Source organism: Type-F symbiont of Plautia stali (genome assembly GCF_059731105.1).
In genome coordinates this window covers 1,226,291-1,244,944 of the sequence record NZ_AP035909.1, presented here as the reverse complement: position 1 = coordinate 1,244,944, position 18,654 = coordinate 1,226,291, and the positions used below count along the sequence as shown (strand labels likewise).

Here is an 18,654-nt window from a genome sequence, read left to right as displayed (position 1 = left end):
TTAAGGAATCTGTAATGAGCGAAACTCTTTCTCAGGCTGTAGCACGTGAGATTCGTGCGCCACACGGCACTACGCTGCACTGCGCCAACTGGCTGATTGAAGCGGCTTACCGCATGATCCAGAACAACCTCGACCCCGATGTGGCCGAGCGGCCGGAGGATCTGGTGGTTTACGGCGGCATCGGAAAGGCGGCACGTAACTGGGCGTGTTTCGAGCAGATCCTGCGTTCCCTGCAGCTTCTGCAGCCGGACGAAACCCTGCTGATCCAGAGCGGCAAGCCGGTCGGTGTCTTCCGCACCCACGCCGACGCGCCGCGCGTGCTGCTGGCGAACTCCAACCTGGTGCCGCACTGGGCAAACTGGGATCACTTCCATGAGCTGGATAAAGCGGGCCTGATGATGTACGGCCAGATGACGGCAGGCTCCTGGATCTATATCGGTGCGCAGGGCATCGTGCAGGGCACCTACGAAACCTTTGTCGAAGCGGGACGTCAGCACTACAACAACGACCTGAGCGGACGCTGGATCCTCACCGCCGGACTGGGCGGCATGGGCGGCGCGCAGCCGCTGGCCGGTGTGCTGGCCGGTGCCTGTGTGCTGGCGATTGAGTGCCAGGAGTCGCGCATCGATTTCCGCCTGCGCACCCGCTACGTCGACTACAAAGCCACCACGCTGGATGAGGCGCTGGCGTTGATCAGCGACGCCACCGCCGCGAAAAAAGCGATTTCTGTCGGTCTGCTGGGCAATGCCGCTGAGATTCTGCCGGAGCTGGTGAAACGCGCCAGGGCGGGCGGGCCGAAGCCGGATATCGTGACCGATCAGACCTCGGCGCACGACCCGATCAATGGCTACCTGCCGATTGGCTGGGATCTGGCGCGCTGGGAGCGGGAGCGTGTTTCCCAGCCGAAAGCGGTAGAGAAAGCGGCGCGCGCCTCAATGGCGGTCCACGTCCAGGCGATGCTCGACTTCTGTCATATGGGCATTCCGACCGTGGATTACGGCAACAATATCCGCCAGGTGGCGCTGGATGAGGGTGTCAGCAACGCCTTCGATTTCCCCGGCTTTGTGCCCGCCTATATCCGTCCGCTGTTCTGTGAAGGCAAAGGCCCCTTCCGCTGGGTGGCGCTGTCAGGCGACCCGGAAGATATCTATAAGACCGACGCCCGACTCAAAGAGCTGTTCCCGCATCACAAAACGCTGCATCGCTGGCTCGATATGGCGCAGGAGCGCATCGCCTTCCAGGGATTGCCTGCCCGAATCTGCTGGCTGGGGCTGGGTGAACGGCATCTGGCCGGTCTGGCGTTCAACGAAATGGTGCGCAACGGCGAGCTGAAAGCGCCGGTGGTGATTGGCCGCGACCATCTCGACTGTGGTTCGGTCGCCTCACCGAACCGCGAAACCGAGGCGATGAAAGATGGCTCTGATGCGGTCTCTGACTGGCCGCTGCTGAACGCGCTGCTGAACACCGCAGGCGGCGCGACCTGGGTCAGCCTGCATCATGGCGGCGGCGTGGGCATGGGCTTCTCTCAACACTCGGGTGTGGTGATTGTCTGTGACGGCAGCAAAGAGGCGGATGCGCGTCTGGGTCGGGTGTTATGGAACGATCCGGCGACCGGAGTGATGCGTCATGCCGACGCCGGGTATGAGCTGGCGCAGCAGTGCGCCGCAGAGCACGACCTGAACCTGCCCATGCAGAAGTAACATCCTGACCGGGGCAGGCCGCAGCCTGCCCCGGCTTTCAACCTCACGCTTCGCACCCGGCAGCAGGTCGCTGACATCACTTCCTTATTACTTATTCCATTTTGATTTAGCCTATAGCCCGATTTAAGCCTGACGGCGATAGACGCCGCGCCAGACGACCTCTAAAGTGAAATCTTCTCATTCTGTATGGAGCGCGACTCTGCATGACCCTTTCCCCTGCCCTGCTTGAAGATGCCCTGCGCTGGCGCCGTGAGTTTCATCGCCACCCCGAATTAGGTTACCAGGAACAGCAAACCAGCCAGTTTATCGCGGAGGAGTTAGCCCGGGCGGGATTGCAGGTTTTTCGTGGCCTGGCGGGCACCGGGGTCATCGGCACGCTGGAGAATGGTCCTGGCCCGGTCATTGGCCTGCGGGCGGACATGGATGCGCTGCCGATCACGGAGAAAGGGGAAGCGGCGTGGCGCTCTGCCACACCGGGCGTGATGCACGCCTGCGGCCACGATGGTCACAGCGCCACGCTGCTGGCCGCTGCCCGCCAGCTGGCCGCGACGCGCCAGTTCAGCGGCACCGTGCATTTCATCTTTCAGCCTGCCGAGGAGAACCTCGGTGGCGCACGCAGAATGGTGGAAGAGGGACTGTTCCAGCGCTTCCCGATGGATGCCATCTACGCGATGCATAACTGGCCGGGGCTGCCGCTGGGGTCACTGGCGGTGAATCCCGGTGCCATGATGGCGTCGCTGGACTCGTTTGAGATCACCCTGCACGGCAAAAGCTGCCACGCGGCGATGCCGGAAAGCGGAGCCGATCCGATGGTGGTCGCCGCCGAGCTGATTCTGGCGCTGCAGACGATCCCGTCGCGTCGCCTGTCACCGCTCGCCTCGGCGGTGGTGAGCGTGACCCAGATCCACGGTGGCGAGGCGATTAACGTTATCCCGGAGCAGATTGTGCTGCGCGGCACGGTGCGCTGTCTGCAGACCAGCGTGCGCGATAAGGTGCGCGGACTGATTGATGAGTTTGTGGCGACTCTGCCGCGTCCGTTTGGCGTCAGCGGTGAGGTGCACTGGTTACCGGGCTATCCGGTGACTGCTAACCATGCGCTGCCCGCTGAGCAGGTGCGCGAGGTGGCGCTGGCGACGCTGGGTGCCGGACAGGTTCACTGGCAGGTGAATCCGTCGATGGCGTCGGAAGATTTTGCCTGCATGCTGGAAGCCTGCCCTGGCGCTTACTTCTGGCTGGGCGCAGATGGAGAAACCCCCTCTGCGCCGCTGCACAACGCCCGCTATGATTTCAACGACGCGCTGCTGCCGATTGGCATCCGTTTCTGGCAGGATCTGGTGGAACAGGCCCTGCCGCAATCCTGAGTCAGTAACCGGCGGCGCGGATCTGCTCCTCCGCCGCCGCCAGTGAATCGCACTGACCGCTGGCACGCAGGCAGCAGGCGATCTGCAGCCGCAGCGACGCGGGCAGCGGGCGCTGCTGATTCAGCACCTCCTCAATCCAGCGCGCCGTCACCTCTGCCGTTTTATCTGTCGGCAGTTCAACGGCCACTTCTGGCTGACGCTCCACCCAGACTTCGGTTTCGGCTCTCGCGCCCTGAATCATGCTGATCGCCGGGCAGCGCTGCGGATTCGCATACACTTCCCCTTCGGTGCCATTAAGCAACAGGGCTGGCGCATCGATGTCGCTGAAGAATTTCGCCACACGCGGCACATACTCCGGATGCGAGACGCTCGACAGACGCAGCGCCGCCCGCTCCGCAAACGGGGTCGCCAGTTTTGCCAGCGTGTGCGCACTGTTACGCACGCCCATTCGCCAGCGCAGAGACAGCTGCTTCGCCATCGGCGGGCAGAGGTGATCGATGGTGATAAAAGCCAGCTCGCCCTGATCCAGTCTGGCCTGCGCCGCCTCTGCCGTGGTGACCGGTGCGATGCCGAGCGCCGCAAACACCGCCTCGCTGGTAATGCGCGTCGCGTCGTCGCTGACGCCATGCACCAGCACCGGAAAGCCGAATTTTACCAGCAGCAGCGCCAGCAGAGGCGTCAGGTTGCCCTGACGACGGGCACCGTTGTAGCTGGGGATCACGATTGGCATGGGCCGGTTTTCCGGCGCACGCAGCGGCATCATCTGCGCCTGCATCGCCTGATAAAAGCCGCGCATCTCCGCTTCGCCTTCGCCTTTGATGCGCAGCGCAATCAGGATACCGCCCAGTTCCAGATCGGGCACCTCGCCCGCCAGCATCGCGCTGTAGAGCGCCACGGCACTCTCAAAATCGATATCGCGGGCATGATTTTTACCGCGACCAATCTCTTTAATAATTTTATTCAGTTCCATCACTCGCTTCCGGTTAAGTGCGCGGCTCAGCGCCGCGTGGGACGTCGTTTTCGCACGCTGGTTTTGGGCACCACGGCGGCCGGTATCGCTTCCGGCTCGGGCGCTTCCGGCTGCTCAATCGGGAAGACGGGCAGCGCCGCCAGCAGGCGGCTGCCGTAAGCTTTGCTCAGCAACCGGCGGTCATAAATCACAATCTCGCCATAGCATTGATGGCTGCGAATCAGGCGTCCGACCTGCTGAATCAGGGTAAATGAGGCGCTGGGCAGACTCTGCACCTCAAACGGATAGCGCTTCAGGCTTTTCAGCCACTCGCCTTCGGTCAAAATTACCGGACTGTCTACCGGGGGAAAAGCGATTTTGTGAATATGCACCTGACTCAGCAGATCGCCTTTCAGATCCAGGCCTTCAGCGAAGGATTGCAGGCCAATCAGAATACTGGTTTCGCCTTTAGCAACCCGCTGCCGGTGCAGATCGACCAGGCGGCTGCGCGGCTGATCGCCCTGTACCAGCATCGACAGCCGCAGATCGGGCAGCGCGGTGACAAACTGCTGCATCGCCCGGTTGCTGGCAAACAGCACCAGCACCCCTTTGTGCTTTTTCTCTTTCATCTGCTGGCGGAAGAAACCGGCCATCTCGGCGATATGCTCCGCCTCATGCGACATCAGGGGTTCATAGCGCATCTGCGGGATGACCAGCTTGCCCTGCCCGACGTGGTTGAACGGGGAGTCGAGCGCCACAAAGCGGTCGCCCGCTTTTTCGCTCAGTCCCGACATCTCCTGCAGGCGGTTGAAGCTGTTGAGCGAACGCAGCGTGGCGGAGGTGACCACCACATGCGGGATTTTGCGCCACAGCATCTTCTCCAGCTGATCGCTGACGCGGATACCGGCGCAGTGAAACAGCAGGTGCGCCTGCCCTTCGCGCAGCTCGCGGGTGATCCATTTTGAAACCGGCGCGCCGGAGGCTTTCTCCATTGCCGCCAGCCGCCACAGTTTACTGATCGATTCGAACCAGCCAAACTGGCGATTGAGCTGCAGCAGATTACGGTGCAGCCGCACCACGTCGACCTTGCCCGTCTGCTCGCTCAGCGCATTGATCAGGCCTTCACTCAGCCCGCGCAGCGCGTCACTGAGTTTAAACAGCCGGGCGCAGAGGTCGAGTAACTCCTGCGGCAGCGCCCCGAGCACAAAGCGATATTCGCCCGGCTGGTTGTGGGGCGGCAGCAGCGGATTCAGCGCCTGGGCGGTCACCGTAAGCAGTTCGCGCAGCTCATCGCAGTGCGCTTTCAGCCTTTCCGGGTTTGCCAGCGGCGGCGGCGACTTCGGCCGCATCTGGGTCATGATGCCGTCGACCAGCCGGATAAAGAGATCGAGCTGCAGGCTGCTCCAGCCCGGCGTGATGTCGGCGCTCATCTCCAGCGCATCGCGGGCCACTTCCGGCAGATGATGCCCCTCATCCAGCACCAGCATCAGGTTTTTAGCGGGCGGCAGTACCGACTCATTCTCCATCGCGGCCATCACCAGCGCATGGTTCGCCACCACCACATCCACCTGCTCAATCTCACGGCGCGCGACAAAAAAGGGGCATTCACGATACCAGCGGCAGTGCGCGCCCAGGCAGCTCGCCTTGTCGGTGGAGAGCCGCTGCCACAGGCTGTCGCTGACGTTCTCCTCGCTGTGATCGCGCAGGCCATCCCACTGATAGCGATCCAGCGACTTCTGCAGGCGGCCACACTGCGTCTGCTCCTCTTTGGTGCTGCTGACGGCGTCGTCGTCCAGATAGAGCAGCAGATCGCCCTGCTGATCGTCATCGGCTGCCAGCGCGGCCAGATTGCGCGGACAGACATAGCGTCTGCGTCCAAAGGCGGCAGTAAAAGTCAGATCGGGAATGATTTTTTTGAGCAGCGGCAGATCTTTGGTGAAGATCTGATCCTGCAGCGCCACGTTGGCGGTGCTGATCACCAGCCGTTTTTCCTGGGCGCGGCTGGCCGCGATGCCGGGAATAAGATAGGAGAGCGTTTTACCCACGCCGGTCGGCGCTTCCACCGCCAGGTGGCGCGCATCGTCACCAGCCAGACATTTTGCCACTTCAGCGATCATCTGACGCTGCGGCGCACGCGGAATGAAATCAGGCACCTGCTGCGAAAGCGCTTTATACCACTGCGCTATCTGGCTTTTTACTGCGGCTGTCAGGGCCATGAGTTGCGTTACCACACCGAAAAAATGGCCTGTATTTTTACACAGTATCCCGGCGGCGTCAGCTTTCGTGCTGAATTTTTCGTGCGCCGTCGGAAATTTCAGCGGATAGCGTGGAGGCGTTCAGCGCCGGGTCGTCCGGCGCGGAAGCAGGCTACGCCAGCACCTTATACATATAGGTAGTGGCATCCAGCACGCCCGCCGTCGACTCGGCATAAAAGGGGATCGACCCTGCCACCTGCCAGCCCAGCGAGCGATAGAGATCGCTGGCAACGTCACCGCTGCGGGTATCCAGCACCAGCAGCGTTTTGCCCTGCCCGCGGGCCAGCTGCTCAGCGCGCTGCATCAGTTCGCGGGCAATCCCCTGACGCCGCGCCTGCGGATGCACCAGCAGCTTGCTGACGTCGGCCCGATGGCGGCCGTTCGGCATCGCGCTGCGACTGAGGATCACCGTCGCCACAATCCGGTTGTGCTGACGCGCCACCAGCAGTTCGCTCTCCCCGCTGGTCAGACTGGTTACCCGCTGCTGCCAGAAGCGCGTCATCACCGCCACATCGGCGGCATCCACGAATCCGACACTGGCGCCATCAGCCACGCAGGCCTGAAGCACTGCCGTCAGCCCATCGATCTCCTGTTGTGCCTGTTCAGGTGAAAGCCTTTGATAATCGATCATGGTTTAGCCACCGCCAGCAGATAGTGTGCGCCTTCGGTCAGATGCGCCTCGAAAGCCGATTTTCCGGTGAGGTGAAAACGTAAACAGTCACCGGGCTTAAGCGTCCACTGCTGTTCGGCCACCGATACGGTCAGGCCGCCTGCCTGAAGCAGGATATGTTGCTCCAGTCCCTGGATGGGTGGCGCATCATATTCAATGCGTGCACCAGGCCGTAATTTGCCCTCTACCAGTTCGCATCTAAAATGAAGTGCGGGCGGTGAAACATTGCGGCGGATAAAACCGCTGGACGGGTCATGCCAGACCGGTTGCTGATCATAAGGCACCAGCAGACTCGACGACTCCTCAACCTCACTCAGCAGGCGAGACATGGTTAATCCGTAGGCGGCACACAGCCGGTTAAGCAATGCGGCAGTAGGGCTGGTCTCGCTTCGCTCAATGCGCGATAATGACGCGCGACTGATGCCGGTGGCGACAGAAAGTTCATCCAGTGACCAGCCGCGTTGCAGGCGTAATTCTGCCAGCCTTACCGCCAGTCGTTGCTCCGTATTCAGCTCCGGCATGGTATTTTCTCACATGAGGGAAATATTCTCTGAAATGAGATATAGCTGAAAACAGGCGTATCAGTCAAGTTGTACATTGCGAAATGTATTGTACAACTTAACTGGCTTCGTTATGGTAATCGCACTCAGACCAATCGAAAGAGGCATTTATGACCTTATACAGTATCGGTGACGTCGCCGAGCGCTGTGGCATAAACCCAGTCACCCTGCGCGCCTGGCAGCGTCGTTATGGCTTGCTGAAGCCACAGCGCACCGAAGGCGGGCATCGTCAGTTTGATGAAGAAGATGTACAGCGCATCGAAGAGATCATGCGCTGGATTGAAAGCGGCGTGCCGGTCGGTAAAGTCAAGGCACTGCTGGAAGGGGGCGACGTGGATGCCCATGATGGCTGGACAACCCTGCAGGATGAGCTGATCAGCGTTCTGCGCCACGTCAGACCCGCAAAACTTCGTAACAAAATTGCCGCGATTGGCCGCGAGCATCCGATTGATGCGCTGATCGACCACGTTTTTATGCCGGTGCGCCAGAAGCTGAGTCTGGACCAGAACACTGCCCGCACGATGTGCAGCCTGCTGGATGGTCTGCTGATCGACTATGTCGCGTTCTGCCTGACGGGCAGCCGCAAAAAATCGGGCAAGGATGCGCTGATCATCGGCTGGGGTATCGAGGATCGCACCCGCATCTGGCTGGAGGGCTGGCGTCTGTCGCAGCACGGCTGGCGGATTGATGTACTGGCCGAACCGCTGGACGTGCCGCGTCCTGAACTCTTTCCCGGCATGAACATGTTTGTCTTTACCGGTAAAAAACTGACCCGTCGCCAGCAGGAACAGCTGTCACACTGGCAGGAACAGGGCTATTCCGTGCGGTTGCACGAACCCGCCTGATAACAAAAAACGCACGCCGGGCGCTTTGCCTGCTGCCTCGCGCGCGCTATTATCCCCGCCTCACTGTTAACACGCTCAGGTTTTCTCCATGAACTGCAAAAAAGCCTTTTTCGCCACGCTCTTTTTTATCATGGCCGTCGGCGGCACCAGCGGACTGATGCTGGTCGGATACTCTCTCATCGTTCACTCACGCTAAGCCAGCGTTGCAGGCGCTCAAACAGGCGGTCGCTGACGATAGCCAGCAGCGCCACCAGCAACGCCCCCTGAATCACATACGCCGTATTAAAACCGCTTAAGCCGATAATCACCGGTGACCCCAGACTTTTCGCCCCGACCGTCGAGGCGATGGCGGCGGTGCCGATATTAATGATCACCGAGGTGCGTATTCCGGCGATGATCACCGGCGCAGCCAGCGCCAGCTCGATCTGCCACAGCCGCTGCCAGGGGCTCATACCCAGCCCGGTGGCGATCTCCCGGCTGCTGGCGGGCACGCTGTCGAGTCCGGCCAGCGTGCCCTGTAAAATCGGCAGTAACCCATAGAGCAGCAGCGCAACGACGGCGGGCCAGGTCCCAAAGCCCATCACCGGCACGGCAATCGCCAGCACGGCCACCGGCGGAATCGTCTGCCCCGCCGCCACAATCGTCTCCATCAGCGGCCGGAAGGCGCGACCGGCGCGCCGCGTAACCAGCACGCCGCTGCCGATGCCCAGAACGATCGCCAGCAGGCTGGCCGTGATCACCAGCAGCAGATGCGCCAGCGTCAGCTGCCAGAAGCTCTCCTGCTGATAGAGTGGCCGCGCCAGGTCGGGAAACCATGTGTGAAACAGCGGCCCGCTATAGGGCATCAGGGCCAGCAGCGCGCCATAGAGCAGCACCAGCCACAGCAGCGGATCTTTCAGCCAGCGCATGCTAATCCCTCGCGCAGTTGCAGCAGATCGCTAAAGTGCAGCACGCCCAGCGGCTGCTGCTGATCGTCGACCACCGGCAGTTTATCGGTGCGCCGGGTAATAAACTGCGACAGGGCGTCACGCAGCGTCAGCGTCGCGGCAATGGGTTCGTCCGTCAGCCACTCGCCGCGCCGGACGGCATCCCCGGCGTGCTCCAGCGACAGCAGTCTTACCCCCATTTCCGTGCGACCAAAGAAGTCGCGGACAAAATCATTTTCTGGCCGGGTCAGCAGCTCCACCGGCCTGCCCTGCTGAACAATCCCGCCGTTATCCATCAGTACAATGCGGTCCGCCAGGGTCAGCGCCTCGTCGATGTCATGGGTCACCAGCACGATGGTCCGTCCCGACAGCCGGTGGATACGCAGCATCTCCTGCTGCAGCGCGCCCCGCGTTACCGGATCGAGCGCCCCGAACGGCTCATCCATCAGCAGCACCTCCGGATCGGCGGCCAGCGCTCGCGCCACGCCGACCCGCTGCTGCTGCCCGCCGGAGAGCTGATGCGGATAGCGCTTCAGCAGCTGTGCGTCCAGATTCAGCAGCGCCAGCAGCGCCGTGATGCGTTCGTTGATCTGCGCGCGGGGCCAGCCCAGCAGTTCGGGCACCGTGGCGATATTCTTCTGCACCGTCCAGTGCGGAAACAGCCCGATCGACTGGATGGCATAGCCCATGCGGCGCCGCAGCGTGCGGGCATTCAGCTGGCGAATTGACTCACCGGCAAAGCGGATGTCACCGCTGTCGAACTCCACCAGCCGGTTGATCATCTTGAGGGTGGTTGATTTACCGGAGCCGGAGGTGCCGAGCAGCACGCAGAACTCCCCTTCCGCCACCTGTAACGACAGATCTTTTACCGCCGTTTTGCCGTTAAAGGCGCGGGAAACGTCCCTGAACTCAATCATCTTTTCTCTCCAGCAGTGAGATCAGCAGGCGGAACAGCGCATCGATCGCCACCGCCAGCGCGATCACCGGGATCACCCCCAGCAGCACCAGATCGAGCGCGCTGCTTAACAGGCCCTGAAAAATAATCGCACCAAAGCCGCCTGCCCCAATCAGCGCGGCGACCACCGCCATGCCCAGCGTCTGTACCACCACTACCCGCAGACCCGCCAGCCAGACCGGCAGCGCCAGCGGCACATCGACGGCGACAAACTGCTGCCAGCCGCTCATCCCCATGCCGCGCGCGCTTTCGCGCACCTCATGTGGCACCTGCTGCAGCCCCACCACCACGCTGCGTACCAGCGGCAGCAGGGCGTAGAGCACCAGGGCGATCAGCGCCGGGGCCATGCCGATGCCGCTGATGCCCCAAGCCCCGAGCCACGGAAAGTGATTTGCCAGTCCGGCCAGTGGCGCAATCAGCAGGCCAAACAGCGCCACCGACGGCACCGTCTGGATCACATTCAGCACGCCAAAGACGCCGCTCTGCCAGCCTGGCCGCCGGAACAGCAGGACCCCCAGCGGCAGGGCTATCAGCAACGCCGGCAGCACCGTACCGGCCAGCAGCGTGAGATGGCGTCCCAGTGCGGCATCAAACACCGCATGGCGGTTGGCATACTCTTTCAGCAGGGAGAGGTCGCTGAGCTGACCGCTGAAGAGCAGCAGCAGAGGCAGCAGCCAGACCTGCAGATTGAGCAGCAGCTGAGCCAGCCGGTGACGGGTGATCTGCCGCACCCGATCGGTGATCAGCAGCAGGAGCAGCGCGCCGCTGCACCACAGACCGCTGGCAAAACTGGTGCGTGCCAGACGACTCCCCTGCTGGCTGAGCAGCGTGGCCTGATGACCACTGAGCCAGAGGATCGCGGCCAGCATCAGCTGCGCGGCCAGCAGCGCCAGCACCAGGTTTACCCGCGTCGGCGGCCGCCATAACAGCAGCCAGAGCGTCAGCAGCGGCACAAGCAGCAGCCCGAACCGGCTGATCTGCGATCCCATCAGCGGTTCCCCGGCCACCAGCCGGTTCGGGGCGAAGTTAAGAAACGGCAGCGCAGCCAGCGCCAGGCTCAGCAGCGTCAGCAGCAGCAGGGCCACCGGCTGTTGCAGCGGGCGACGTATCGCTTCCCGCGATAACACCATCGGTTACAGCAACTTCTTCTGCTGCAGCCATTCGGTCGCGACGCTGCTGGCATCCTGACCGTCCACGGCGATTTTCGCGTTGAGCTGTTGCAGCGTCTTCTCGTCCAGCGCGCTGAATACCGGCTTCAGCCATTCCGCAATCTGTGGGTACGCTTTCAGAACCGATTCGCGGATCACCGGTGTCGGGGCGTAAATCGGCTGAACGCCTTTCGGATCGCTGAGCGTCTGCAGACCCAGCGCCGCCACCGGCCCGTCGGTGCCGTACGCCATCGCCGCGTTCACCCCGGAGGTCTGCTGCGCCGCCGCGCTGATGGTCACCGCGGTATCGCCGCCAGCCAGCGACAGCAGCTGATCCTGCGTGAGGTTAAATCCGTAGGCTTTTTCAAAGGCGGGCAAGGCGTCGCTGCGTTCAATAAACTCTGCCGACGCCGCCAGTTTGAAGGTCCCGCCCTTTTTCAGCCAGGCGCTGAGGTCGGCCAGAGAGGTAAGCTGATTCTTTTCGGCCAGATCTTTTCGCACAGCGATGGTCCAGGTGTTGTTAGCCGGTGCCGGTGTCAGCCAGACCAGATGGTTTTTCTCCGCATCGAGCTTTTTCACCTTCTCATAGCCCTGGGCGGCATTCTTCCAGGCGCTGTCTTTTTCATCGTTAAAGAAAAATGCGCCGTTGCCGGTATATTCCGGATAGATATCCAGTTCGCCCGCCGTGATCGCGCCACGCACCACCTGAGTGGTGCCGAGCTGGATTTTATTCACGGTTTTCACGCCATGCTTTTCCAGCACCTGAAGAATCACATTTCCCAGCAGCGAGCCTTCCGTATCAATTTTTGAGCCGACCCGCACCGGATCGGCTGCCTGTGCTACCCCGATGCTGAGCAGTAAGGCGCTGACGCCGATCCAACCCCGAATTCTGACCATGACCTTTTCCTTATCGCATTATCGCGTGTTGTTATAGCGTGATGTTTTCGCGAGGCGTCAATGGTGCGCCTGAGCGATCAGACTGCTCTCCTGCTTTGTGAGTCGATGCTGGCAGGGCGCGAAGCGGTAAATTCTCTGCCTTAAAAGCGTAGCCTGGCGCGGCGGTGATGCCGCTGACTTTCTCGCAAGCTGATAACGATTTGAGATTATAAAATAATTTTATATAACTCAAATGAATTTACGTCTGGGCGTCTAAACGGCTATTCTCGAAAATCTGTTTTTATAATAAAAGACGCACAACATCATGTCCGACCTGACTTCTTCTGCCCCTGTGGCGACTGCCGGGCGTTCGCCCGCCGGGGAAACGCAATGGATTCGCAGCGCCGCTGACGTCTCCCGTTTAGTGAACAGCGGCGACAGCGCCCGCAATAATGCCCGCATCGTGGTGGCGATTGCGCTGGGAGGCGTGTTTCTTGACGCCTACGATCTGGGTGCGCTGGCTTTTGGCATCAAAGATGTGACGCGCGAATTTCATCTTACGCCGACTGGCACCGGCATGATCGCCTCCGCGATTACCTTCGGGGCGATCGTGGGTGCGCTGCTCGGCGGCTACCTCACCGATAAGATTGGCCGCTATCGGGTCTTTATGGCCGATATGTTCTTTTTCGTCGTCGCGGCTATCGCCTGTGCTTTTGCTCCCAATGAGTATGTGCTGGGTGCAGCGCGCTTTGTGATGGGCCTGGGTGTCGGCATCGATCTGCCGGTGGCGATGGCCTTCCTGGCGGAGTTTTCGAAGCTGCGCGGTAAGGGGAATAAAGCCGCCAGCGTGGCGATGTGGTGCCCGACCTGGTACGCGGCGATCAGTATCTCCTATCTGCTGGTGCTGCTGCTCTATGCGGTATTGCCGGAGAGCCATACCGACTGGCTGTGGCGGCTGATCCTGGGGTTTGGAGCCGTGCCGGCGATTATCATTATCGCTATCCGCAGTCGTTACATGAGTGAGTCGCCGGTCTGGGCGGCCAATCAGGGCGACCTGAAAGGGGCGGCGGCGATCTTACGCAGCGCATGGAATATCAACGCGCAGGTGGCACCCGATGCCGCGCTGACGCCGGTTACTCCGGTGCGCAGGGCGAGCTGGCGCAACTATGGTGCGCTGCTGCAGGGCGTCTATCGCCGCCGCACGCTGCTGGCGACCATTACCTCTATCGCCTCATCCTTTGCTTACAACGCCGTCGCATTTGGCCTGCCGGTGATCATCACCAGCTTTTTTGCCCAGTCGATGCTGACCACAATTCTGGTGTCGCTGGCGCTGAATCTGCTGTTCGCCTTTGTGGGCGGGCTGCTGGCAGTGCGTCTGGTGCCGCGTCTGGGTGCCTGGAAGATGTCGGTGGCGGGTTACAGTTGTCAGTGTGTGGCGCTGCTCGGGCTGGCGCTGATTGGTCGCCCGGAAGGGGGGCAGGAAGCGGCTGTCGCGATCGGCATGCTGGCGCTGTTCCTGTTTGGTCAGGGATTCGGGCCCGGCTCGCACACCATGACCTTTGCGTCACTGAGCTACCCCACGTCGCTGCGGGGTGTGGGCGTCGGCTTCAATCAGACGCTGATGCGCGGCAGTTCGACCGTTTCACTGTTTCTGTTCCCGGTGCTGGTTGCGGCGCTCGGCACCGGCGTGTTCTGGGTGATCTTCCTGGCCCCGCTGGCCGGACTGCTGGCGCTGCTGGCCATCCGCTGGGAACCATCGGGCTATGATGTGGATGAAGAGGATTTTGAGCTGCCGCGATAATCCGCGCTGCGGGCGTGGACAGAGCGCAGGAAAACCGCACCTCAGTGCGGTTTTTTTATGCCGTAACGGCCGGGAAAGGAAACTGCTCCAGATAGTCCGGGATACGCGGGAAGGTATGCAAAAACCACGGCGTGAACTGCTCTGGCTGCTGCTGCATCTGCTCTTCAATCAACGCCATCGGGCGATAATCGAAGGCGTCCGCTTCCTGCGGATTGAGCTGCGGCAGGCTGTCGCAGACGGCAAAAAAGACGTGACCATATTCATGCTCGGTCAGGCCATTACTCAGCTTCAGGTTGTAGCTCAGCTCAAACACCGGCGTCAGCGTCACCACCATGCCCATCTCTTCGCGCAGGCGGCGTTCAGCGGCGTCACGGGTCGATTCATGAGGATACGGATGCCCGCAGCAGGTATTACTCCACAAGCCACCACAGTGATATTTATCGCTGGCGCGCCGCTGCAGTAACAGCTCCTGCCGGGAATTGAAGACGTAGACCGTCACCGCGCGGTGCAGTAGTCCTTTTTCATGCACTTCCAGCTTTTCCATTTTGCCGGTGGGACGATCGAGGTGGTCAACGAGGATAACTTCAATAGCAGACATGGCGTTTCCTTGAGATTATTCTCAACTATTCTGGCACAAGATTCGCGGTTTGGGCGTAACAGAAAGGAATTTTTACCCTTATCGGGCAGAGGTAAGCGGATGACGCCAGACGAAAATCAGGCCAGCAACGCTGGCCTGAGGAAGAATTACAGCCGGAAGCTCTGCACCACCTGCTCAAGCTGGGTACTCTGCGCCTCCATCGCCTGAGCCGCAGCGGAAACCTGCTCGACCAGCACGGCGTTCTGCTGGGTAGTGCCATCCAGCTGCGTAATCGCCACGTTAACCTGCTCGATCCCCATGCTCTGTTCCCGGCTGGCTGACATGATCTCGCTCATCAGCGTCGTTACGCTGCTGACGCCCTGCATCAGCTCATCCATCGTCTGACCCGCCTGCTCCACCAGCGCGCTGCCGGTATCAATGTTCGCCACGGACTCTTCAATTAACTTTTTAATCTCACGCGCCGAATTGGCTGAGCGCTGCGCCAGGTTACGCACTTCTGACGCCACCACCGCAAAACCGCGCCCCTGCTCACCGGCACGGGCTGCCTCGACGGCGGCGTTCAGCGCCAGGATATTGGTCTGGAACGCGATGCTGTCGATCACGCTGATGATGTCGACCACCTTACGTGACGAATGGTGGATCTCGCCCATGGTGGTGACGACCTGACGCACCACTTCTGAACCGCGTGCGGCAACCTGCGAGGCATCGCCTGCCAGCTGGTTGGCGTGAGTAGCGTTATCGGCGTTCTGACGCACGGTGCCGGTCAGCTGCTCCATCGACGCCGCCGTTTCCACAATCGAGCTGGCCTGATCTTCAGTGCGCGAAGAGAGATTGGCGTTGCCGCTGGCGATCTCGCGCGACGCTGCGGTGATCGCCAGCGCGCTGTCGCCCACCTGCTGGATTAACCCCTGCAGATAGCTGATGAACTGGTTAAAGCTCTGTGCAACGGCATTGAACTCCGGGCTGTTGCTGGCGGGGAGACGCTGGGTCAGGTCCGCGCCGCCGGTCGACAGCGCTTCGATGTTGCTGTTCAGCACGCTGAGACGCTTCATCATGGCGCGGACAAAGCCCAGCGACACCAGCAGCAGGATCACCGCCAGCGGAATCTGCACCAGGCCCAGACGCGTCAGCATGTTGTGCGACTGCGCTTTCAGCAGGCTGGTCGGCAGGCTGCTGGCGAGAAACCACGGGCTGCCGGGAATGGCCTGCAGAAACAGCGTCTGCTCGCCTTCGCTGCTGTCATAGGTGGTTTCCAGCGGCTGGGTGCCCGCCCCGCTCAGCAGCGCTTTCAGGGGCGCTGCCATCGGCGTCTGCACATCGGCCAGGTTCTCCAGCTTCGGCGCGGCATTCACCAGCGCACCGTTACCGACAACTTTGCCATCCGCTTCGACGATCAGCACGTTGCCCTGAATGGTTTCGCCCATCTGCTTCGCCAGCTGGTTAAAGAATCCCAGCGTCACGTCGATGGTTGCCACCCCCCAGACGGTGCCGTTGCGGTAGATCGCCATGGCACAGTTGGTTCGCGGCTGTGGGCTGGCGGCATCCTGATAGGCTTTTGCCCAGGCACACTGCCCTTTCGGGGCGGCCAGGCCATCCTTGTACCAGGGTTGCTCCCAGTATTTGTCGGCGGCATCGGAGTTCCAGTAGGTATTGACCTGCAGTTCGTTGCTGGCATTGCGGGCAAAGAAGCTGCTGTTTTTCTCTTTGGCGGGATCGCGACGATTTGGCAACGGCCAGATGCCGCCGCCGAAGACATTACTGTCCTGATACTGGTTAACCAGCGTCGGTAGCAGGGTGTCGATGGTGGCGCTGTCCATGACGGAGGCCGCTTCGGTAATCGCACGCTGCTGAGCCTGAACGCGGTTCATCTGCTCGACGATACCGGAGGCCAGTGAATCGACCTGATAACGCACCAGACGGCTTTCGCTGTCGACCAGCTGCGGTGCGACAAACTGATTGATAACCCAAACTGTAACGAGTAAAAGCGCAACAAAGAACGCGATCATTGTTGCGGTAAAGCGGGATTGTGTTGTTTTAAACATCTTTGTTCCCCTGAACCTGGTATGGCGCGATTGCCTGATCCGGGTTAACGGCTCGCTTACGGGGAACTTGAGGTGAGCGGGATCACAGAATTGATAAATGTTAAATTTTTGTGAAAATTTAATTTCATTGCGGGATTATCACCTCCCCGGCCCGAGCCGGGGAAGGGGCGGAGAGGCCTGTTTTGCCTGGCTTAGCCTTCTGAATCGACAACCTCCTGACGCGGACGGAAGATGTGGTTACTGCCGCCAGCGGTTAACAATTCCCGTAACTTCTGACCGCCATGCTCATCCGCCTGGGCGAACTGCCGCTCCGCTTCGGTGATCGGCGTGGTCCAGAGCAGTGTGGGACGATCGCCATCGCGCTTGGGCAGTTTAAACTGTGCCGGTTCGCTGGCCAGCTCATTTGCCAGCAGGAAGCTCTCAAAGCCGACCGGCGCGACTTCCGATGCCAGCGTATGCCCCTCCCCCAGCCAGGTGAGGCGCGCCCAAGGCAGATGCACAAACTCCGCCAGAGCACTCGCCATCTGCACCGCATTGCCTTCGGTCATGACGTCGCCATCCACCGCCATCCCCAGCTCGATACGGCGATACTGCGGTGCCAGCTCATCAAACAGGTAGTCGACCTGCGGCATCGGCCGGATGCTCATGCCAATGGTCAGGAAGTACCAGACGCCCTGATGCCAGTGCTGGGAGATCGCCATTGGCGGCCAGCTCCCCTGATCGATCGCGTAATATTTCACCGACTCACCAAAGCGGCTCTGATAGCAGGCCATAAGATCCTGCTGAACCTTGTCCCACTCGCTGCCATCGTGCCATTCGCGCCAGAACTGACGCTGCTGCTCTGCACGGGCATAGTAGTCATTGGTCGAGGCCGAACCCAGCGGGGCCGTCAGTCGGTTCTTTTTGATGCAGCCCGCAGAGAAGCTGACCTGCTTATCCTGGTAAAGACTCCAGCCGGGGATGACTGCCAGCAGCTGACCGTAATACCAGAGCGCCGCGCCATCATCGCTCGGCTCCCAGAGAACCTGCAGCCCGGCGGGATTCAGTGCAGGCTCCGCTTCCAGGTTACGGCAATATTCGGCGCTGAGCAGCGGCGCAATGCCCTGCTCCATCGCCTCGCGATCTTCCTGCGCCGGTGCGGGCAGCAGGTTTCGCAGCCAGCAGCCGCGCACCGCATACTGACTGCGGAACAGGTCGGTGGGCCAGATGTAAAAATAGGCGGTGCGCGCATCCTGTTCGACAATAGCGGTGAGGGTGCGCTGCTGATTGTGGACTTCAGCAATCAGGGATTTGTACGTCATAGTGCCTCGACAAAGCCTGGAGGAATCCATTTTCCCCGAGAATAGAGCAGGATCGTGACTGCTGCACGCGGAGACAAGGGTAATAGTCTCAAAGTGGCCTGCGATCACTATTTACACCCGGGATAAATAATCCTGCCATTGTCGGGCGATTAAGACGCTCATTTATGTTCAGATAGCAGGAAAAGTTCGTTTACCGCGTTTTCAGCAAGGAGGTCTTATGCGTCGTCGTCCCTCATCCCGCCTGATTGTTCTGTCACCGGAAAAGCATGTTCTGCTGTTTTATTTTTCTCATCACGATGATGCGTTAAGTGGCCGATCATACTGGGCGACACCTGGCGGTGGGCTTGAATCGCAGGAAACCTTTGAGCAGGCCGCGCTACGGGAGTTGCGGGAAGAAACCGGGCTGATTCGCCACTCAGCAGGCGCGGCTGTCGCGTCCCGGACATTTCCGATGACGCTGCCCGATGGAGAGACCGTGCTCGCTGAAGAGCGCTTCTTTCTCATTCGTGCGGAAGAGACAGAGATTGATTGTTCAGGGTGGAGTCAACATGAAAAGCACGTCATACAGCATTACCACTGGTGGACAGCAGAAGAGCTCAGAGACACCGCCGACACCATTTTTCCCCATGATTTGCTAAGCGACATCCTCTCCGGCGATCGGGTATGA

Annotated in this window: 17 protein-coding genes; 6 read left to right on the top strand and 11 right to left on the bottom strand. The window is 60.7% G+C overall.

Going from position 1 to position 18,654, the window contains the following annotated elements:
• The first annotated feature begins 14 nt into the window (after positions 1–14).
• Positions 15–1,700, top strand: a complete 1,686-nt coding sequence (gene hutU, locus AC6I7A_RS05820) for a urocanate hydratase (protein ID WP_058957714.1) — start codon at positions 15–17, stop codon at positions 1,698–1,700.
• 203 nt (positions 1,701–1,903) lie between these two features.
• Positions 1,904–3,061, top strand: a complete 1,158-nt coding sequence (locus tag AC6I7A_RS05815) for an amidohydrolase (RefSeq protein WP_058957715.1) — start codon at positions 1,904–1,906, stop codon at positions 3,059–3,061.
• Between the two features lies 1 nt (position 3,062).
• Here AC6I7A_RS05815 and ybiB read toward each other — a convergent pair whose 3' ends face one another.
• The 4 genes from ybiB to AC6I7A_RS05795 form a co-directional block, all read right to left on the bottom strand.
• A complete protein-coding gene (gene ybiB, locus AC6I7A_RS05810) occupies positions 3,063–4,031 on the bottom strand; it encodes a DNA-binding protein YbiB (protein WP_058957716.1) in 969 nt (322 codons plus the stop codon).
• Between the two features lie 26 nt (positions 4,032–4,057).
• Positions 4,058–6,226 carry an ATP-dependent DNA helicase DinG gene (dinG, locus tag AC6I7A_RS05805; RefSeq protein ID WP_058957717.1) on the bottom strand — a complete coding sequence of 723 codons (2,169 nt, stop codon included), beginning with the start codon at positions 6,224–6,226 and terminating at the stop codon, positions 4,058–4,060.
• Between the two features lie 151 nt (positions 6,227–6,377).
• On the bottom strand, positions 6,378–6,896 hold the full coding sequence (locus AC6I7A_RS05800) for a GNAT family N-acetyltransferase (RefSeq protein ID WP_058957718.1): 519 nt from the start codon (positions 6,894–6,896) through the stop codon (positions 6,378–6,380).
• Positions 6,893–7,456, bottom strand: a complete 564-nt coding sequence (locus AC6I7A_RS05795) for a helix-turn-helix transcriptional regulator (RefSeq protein ID WP_058957719.1) — start codon at positions 7,454–7,456, stop codon at positions 6,893–6,895. The genes AC6I7A_RS05800 and AC6I7A_RS05795 overlap by 4 nt, the downstream gene beginning before the upstream one ends.
• Positions 7,457–7,605: 149 nt before the next feature.
• Between AC6I7A_RS05795 and AC6I7A_RS05790 the strand changes: the two genes are divergently transcribed.
• Both AC6I7A_RS05790 and AC6I7A_RS05785 read left to right on the top strand, forming a co-directional pair.
• The gene (locus AC6I7A_RS05790) at positions 7,606–8,340 is read left to right on the top strand and encodes a MerR family transcriptional regulator (RefSeq protein WP_009091268.1); all 735 of its coding nucleotides are present in this window, start codon (positions 7,606–7,608) and stop codon (positions 8,338–8,340) included.
• Positions 8,341–8,428: 88 nt separating this feature from the next.
• Positions 8,429–8,536: a YohO family small membrane protein gene (locus AC6I7A_RS05785; RefSeq protein WP_009091270.1), complete on the top strand. Its 108-nt coding sequence runs from the start codon at positions 8,429–8,431 to the stop codon at positions 8,534–8,536.
• On the opposite strand, the gene AC6I7A_RS05780 is transcribed toward AC6I7A_RS05785, so the two are convergent.
• From AC6I7A_RS05780 to osmF, 4 genes are read right to left on the bottom strand one after another with little or no spacing between them, the layout of a single operon-like run.
• Positions 8,517–9,248, bottom strand: coding sequence for an ABC transporter permease (locus tag AC6I7A_RS05780; protein ID WP_046101479.1), 732 nt, complete (start codon positions 9,246–9,248; stop codon positions 8,517–8,519). The genes AC6I7A_RS05785 and AC6I7A_RS05780 overlap by 20 nt on opposite strands.
• The gene (locus AC6I7A_RS05775; RefSeq protein WP_058957720.1) at positions 9,236–10,183 is read right to left on the bottom strand and encodes an ABC transporter ATP-binding protein; all 948 of its coding nucleotides are present in this window, start codon (positions 10,181–10,183) and stop codon (positions 9,236–9,238) included. Before AC6I7A_RS05775 ends, AC6I7A_RS05780 begins: the two co-directional genes overlap by 13 nt.
• Positions 10,176–11,351: an ABC transporter permease gene (locus AC6I7A_RS05770; RefSeq protein WP_058957721.1), complete on the bottom strand. Its 1,176-nt coding sequence runs from the start codon at positions 11,349–11,351 to the stop codon at positions 10,176–10,178. The genes AC6I7A_RS05775 and AC6I7A_RS05770 overlap by 8 nt, the downstream gene beginning before the upstream one ends.
• Positions 11,352–11,354: 3 nt before the next feature.
• Positions 11,355–12,266 (bottom strand): glycine betaine ABC transporter substrate-binding protein OsmF, encoded by a 912-nt coding sequence (gene osmF / locus AC6I7A_RS05765; RefSeq protein WP_058957722.1) that lies wholly within the window; start codon positions 12,264–12,266, stop codon positions 11,355–11,357.
• Between the two features lie 304 nt (positions 12,267–12,570).
• On the opposite strand from osmF, the gene AC6I7A_RS05760 reads away from it, so the two are divergent.
• Positions 12,571–14,046: an MFS transporter gene (locus tag AC6I7A_RS05760; RefSeq protein WP_058957723.1), complete on the top strand. Its 1,476-nt coding sequence runs from the start codon at positions 12,571–12,573 to the stop codon at positions 14,044–14,046.
• A 55-nt stretch (positions 14,047–14,101) separates the two neighbouring features.
• Here AC6I7A_RS05760 and idi read toward each other — a convergent pair whose 3' ends face one another.
• From idi to AC6I7A_RS05745, 3 genes are all read right to left on the bottom strand, one after another.
• Entirely contained in the window at positions 14,102–14,644 is a 543-nt protein-coding gene (gene idi / locus AC6I7A_RS05755) for an isopentenyl-diphosphate Delta-isomerase (protein WP_009091282.1), read from the bottom strand.
• A gap of 146 nt (positions 14,645–14,790) precedes the next feature.
• Positions 14,791–16,686, bottom strand: a complete 1,896-nt coding sequence (locus AC6I7A_RS05750; protein WP_046101475.1) for a methyl-accepting chemotaxis protein — start codon at positions 16,684–16,686, stop codon at positions 14,791–14,793.
• A gap of 191 nt (positions 16,687–16,877) precedes the next feature.
• On the bottom strand, positions 16,878–17,987 hold the full coding sequence (locus AC6I7A_RS05745; RefSeq protein WP_058957724.1) for a suppressor of fused domain protein: 1,110 nt from the start codon (positions 17,985–17,987) through the stop codon (positions 16,878–16,880).
• 217 nt (positions 17,988–18,204) lie between these two features.
• Here AC6I7A_RS05745 and AC6I7A_RS05740 point away from each other — a divergent pair, with 217 nt between their 5' ends.
• Complete coding sequence (locus tag AC6I7A_RS05740; RefSeq protein WP_046101474.1) at positions 18,205–18,654, top strand: NUDIX hydrolase; 450 nt, start codon at positions 18,205–18,207, stop codon at positions 18,652–18,654.

Bases quoted from the DNA above. Each gene is read 5' to 3' on its own strand.
- hutU (WP_058957714.1), top strand. From the start codon at position 15: ATGAGCGAAACTCTTTCTCAGGCTGTAGCACGTGAGATTCGTGCGCCA.
- AC6I7A_RS05815 (WP_058957715.1), top strand. From the start codon at position 1,904: ATGACCCTTTCCCCTGCCCTGCTTGAAGATGCCCTGCGCTGGCGCCGT.
- ybiB (WP_058957716.1), bottom strand. From the start codon at position 4,031: ATGGAACTGAATAAAATTATTAAAGAGATTGGTCGCGGTAAAAATCAT.
- dinG (WP_058957717.1), bottom strand. From the start codon at position 6,226: ATGGCCCTGACAGCCGCAGTAAAAAGCCAGATAGCGCAGTGGTATAAA.
- AC6I7A_RS05800 (WP_058957718.1), bottom strand. From the start codon at position 6,896: ATGATCGATTATCAAAGGCTTTCACCTGAACAGGCACAACAGGAGATC.
- AC6I7A_RS05795 (WP_058957719.1), bottom strand. From the start codon at position 7,456: ATGCCGGAGCTGAATACGGAGCAACGACTGGCGGTAAGGCTGGCAGAA.
- AC6I7A_RS05790 (WP_009091268.1), top strand. From the start codon at position 7,606: ATGACCTTATACAGTATCGGTGACGTCGCCGAGCGCTGTGGCATAAAC.
- AC6I7A_RS05785 (WP_009091270.1), top strand. From the start codon at position 8,429: ATGAACTGCAAAAAAGCCTTTTTCGCCACGCTCTTTTTTATCATGGCC.
- AC6I7A_RS05780 (WP_046101479.1), bottom strand. From the start codon at position 9,248: ATGCGCTGGCTGAAAGATCCGCTGCTGTGGCTGGTGCTGCTCTATGGC.
- AC6I7A_RS05775 (WP_058957720.1), bottom strand. From the start codon at position 10,183: ATGATTGAGTTCAGGGACGTTTCCCGCGCCTTTAACGGCAAAACGGCG.
- AC6I7A_RS05770 (WP_058957721.1), bottom strand. From the start codon at position 11,351: ATGGTGTTATCGCGGGAAGCGATACGTCGCCCGCTGCAACAGCCGGTG.
- osmF (WP_058957722.1), bottom strand. From the start codon at position 12,266: ATGGTCAGAATTCGGGGTTGGATCGGCGTCAGCGCCTTACTGCTCAGC.
- AC6I7A_RS05760 (WP_058957723.1), top strand. From the start codon at position 12,571: ATGTCCGACCTGACTTCTTCTGCCCCTGTGGCGACTGCCGGGCGTTCG.
- idi (WP_009091282.1), bottom strand. From the start codon at position 14,644: ATGTCTGCTATTGAAGTTATCCTCGTTGACCACCTCGATCGTCCCACC.
- AC6I7A_RS05750 (WP_046101475.1), bottom strand. From the start codon at position 16,686: ATGTTTAAAACAACACAATCCCGCTTTACCGCAACAATGATCGCGTTC.
- AC6I7A_RS05745 (WP_058957724.1), bottom strand. From the start codon at position 17,987: ATGACGTACAAATCCCTGATTGCTGAAGTCCACAATCAGCAGCGCACC.
- AC6I7A_RS05740 (WP_046101474.1), top strand. From the start codon at position 18,205: ATGCGTCGTCGTCCCTCATCCCGCCTGATTGTTCTGTCACCGGAAAAG.